Origin of the sequence: Paenibacillus sp. BJ-4, from assembly GCF_020404765.1 — a bacterium.
Lineage (GTDB): Bacteria > Bacillota > Bacilli > Paenibacillales > Paenibacillaceae > Paenibacillus.
Genome location: NZ_JAIVEM010000191.1, coordinates 1 through 844, shown reverse-complemented (window position 1 = coordinate 844; position 844 = coordinate 1). Strand labels below are relative to the sequence as shown.

Annotated in this window: 1 protein-coding gene; it reads right to left on the bottom strand. The window is 40.9% G+C overall.

The features are described 5' to 3' along the window. Window positions 1-844: AMP-binding protein (locus LCF57_RS27440; RefSeq protein ID WP_226003501.1), on the bottom strand; the 844-nt coding region annotated here is incomplete at both ends.

Below are 844 nucleotides of genomic sequence, written 5' to 3'. Positions count from 1 at the left end.
GAGCAGCCAAAGTAGGATACATCTACTGTTGCTTCTGTTGGTCCGTACAGGTTATGCAGGCTTGTTCCTTTTTCTTTGTACAGCAGCTTGTTGAACTTTTCTACTTGCTTCAGGTTCAGTGCTTCTCCACTGGCAAATACCTGCTTTAAGCTTGCTATTTCCTCTATTATCCCCTTTTCCTCTACATACTCTAAAAATACACTCAACATGGATGGTACAAAGTGCATTGTGGTAACTTTATTTTTTTCGATTGCCTTCACGATTTCTTCCGGATTTTTTTCTCCTCCCGGTATCAGCAGGCAGACTTTGGCCCCAGTAAAGCTCCACCACAATAATTCCCATACCGATACGTCAAAGGTATAGGGAGTTTTCTGCAGGATCACATCACCTTCAGCTATCGGGTATTGCTTCTGCATCCAGTTGATCCGGTTGATTACGGAGTAGTTCTCTATCATTACCCCTTTGGGTTTGCCGGTAGAACCGGATGTATATATTACATAAGCCAAGTTTTCAGGTTTACTAATTAACTTTGGATTTGATACATCCCCAGTAAATAGTTCCTGATTTTCTATGCTAATAAATTCAGCATTTCTGTAACTACCTTTAGCATTTATAAATTTATCCTGTATCAGAATAATTTGGCTGCCACTGTCATCAAGCATAAACTGGATCCTGTCTTCAGGGTATTCAGGAGCTATGGGTAAATAAGCCCCCCCAGCTTTTAGGACAGCCATGATCCCTATGATCATTTCCGGGGAACGTTCTACCATAATTCCCACTACACTATCAGGTTTTATTCCCTTTTCTCTTAATTTTCTGGCCAGTTGGTTTGCCTTTTCGTTTA